At 64.6% G+C, this 1,546-nt stretch carries 2 protein-coding genes and 1 pseudogene; 2 read left to right on the plus strand and 1 reads right to left on the minus strand.

Features of this window, described 5'->3' with window-relative positions; all coding sequences use genetic code 11:
- Window positions 1–401 (plus strand): LysR family substrate-binding domain-containing protein (locus EOA23_RS34595; RefSeq protein ID WP_189341833.1); only part of this gene is annotated, 401 nt, incomplete at its 5' end.
- 118 nt (window positions 402–519) lie between these two features.
- On the opposite strand, the gene EOA23_RS34600 is transcribed toward EOA23_RS34595, so the two are convergent.
- Entirely contained in the window at window positions 520–1,131 is a 612-nt protein-coding gene (locus EOA23_RS34600) for a TIGR00730 family Rossman fold protein (RefSeq protein WP_127307306.1), read from the minus strand.
- A gap of 119 nt (window positions 1,132–1,250) precedes the next feature.
- Between EOA23_RS34600 and EOA23_RS34605 the strand changes: the two are divergent.
- Window positions 1,251–1,546: pseudogene (locus EOA23_RS34605) on the plus strand (peptigoglycan-binding protein LysM); the annotation flags it as partial.

Consider the following 1,546-nt stretch of genomic DNA (forward strand, 5'->3'; position numbering starts at 1 on the left):
TGCTGGTGCGGCGCGAGCCATTGGTGCTCGCAATGCCTGAGGGCGACCCGCTCGCCGGTGCCGCCGCCATCGCGCCCGGCCAACTCGACGGCCGCGTCTGGATCACCGTCGTGCGCCAGCCCGGCGACACCAACCGCGCGCAGTTCCTGGCGGCCTGCGCCGAATCCGGCTTCATGCCCGACATTGCCTATGAGACGAACGACCCGTTGACCTCGCTCGGCCTGGTCAGCGCCGGCCTCGGCCTGGCGACGGTTCAGGAAAGCCTGCGAAGCGCAGCCCCTCCGGGCGTCGCCTTCCTCGACCTGCCCTGGTTCAAGCGCAGCGTGTCGATCCATGTGGCATGGCGGCGCAATGATCGGCGGACGGTGATTGGGGATTTGAGGAAGGCAGTAGGGCTGTAGGGCTGTAGGGCTGTAGGGCTGTAGGGCTGTAGGGCTGTAGGGCTGTAGGGCTGTAGGGCTGTAGGGGGCATTTTCCGCAGCCTTACATACTGCCTTACTCCCCTACTGCCTTATTGCCTTACATCTTATCTATCACCGACTGCACGCCCTCCGTCGGCGCGTCGACGGACGAGCCCGCCACCATGATGGCTGCGACGATCGCTTCAGGGTCGTTGACGACCAGCGGCTTCACGCGATGCGCGGTGTGGATGAAGCCTTCCTCCGACATGTGCTCGATCAGCGCCAGCATCGGGTCCCAGAACCCCTTGACGTTGGCGAAGACGATCGGCTTGCGGTGATGGCCGAGCTGCGCCCAGGTCATGATCTCGACGATCTCCTCCACCGTGCCGATGCCGCCCGGCAGCGCCACAAAGGCGTCGGATTTTTCGAACATGCTGTGCTTGCGCTCGTGCATATTGTCGGTGATCAGCAATTCGTCGAGCTTGTCGAGCGCGGTTTCGGTCGCTTCCCTGTTGATCAGGAAGCGCGGGATGATGCCGGTGACCTTGCCGCCGGCCTTGAGCGCGCCGTCGGCGACGGCGCCCATGATGCCCTTGGTGCCGCCGCCATAGATCAGGCGCAACCCGGATTTGGCAAGCGAGCGGCCAAGCGTGTGGCCGGCCTTGATATAGGCCTCGTCGCGGCCCGGAGACGAGCCGCAATAGACGCAGACGGATCGAATCGTGTTCATGACGATGATTGGTGATGGGGACGGTTGGCCGGGTCAAGCCCGCGGACGGGCTTTTTCTTGTGAGCGCGGAGAAAACACGCTAGACCGGCGTTAGGTGGCTAAGGGGGCAGTATAAAATTATGGCTATCAATCCTTCTAAGGCGTTCTTGTTCGCGGCGGGCGGCGTGGCCGTCGTCGCGGCGGTCGCCTATGGGTCGGGTGCGCTCGATCCCTACATCAACCAGAAACCGGCGCAGATCGCGGCGCTGCCGCAGACCGATGCGAAACCGGCTGAATCCTCGAGCACGACCACCGAGGCGCGCGTGCCTCAAGCTCCTTCAAACACAATGGCCCCGGCCAACACGATGGCGCCGGCCAACAAGAACGCAACGGCGCCCGCCGCCGCGGCCGGCCCGACGCTGCCGACCTTCGATGT

This window comes from Mesorhizobium sp. M2A.F.Ca.ET.042.01.1.1 (genome assembly GCF_003997405.1).
Taxonomy (GTDB): Bacteria; Pseudomonadota; Alphaproteobacteria; order Rhizobiales; family Rhizobiaceae; genus Mesorhizobium.

Excerpts from the sequence above, each read along its gene's own strand:
- EOA23_RS34600 (WP_127307306.1), bottom strand. The coding sequence starts at position 1,131 with ATGAACACGATTCGATCCGTCTGCGTCTATTGCGGCTCGTCTCCGGGC.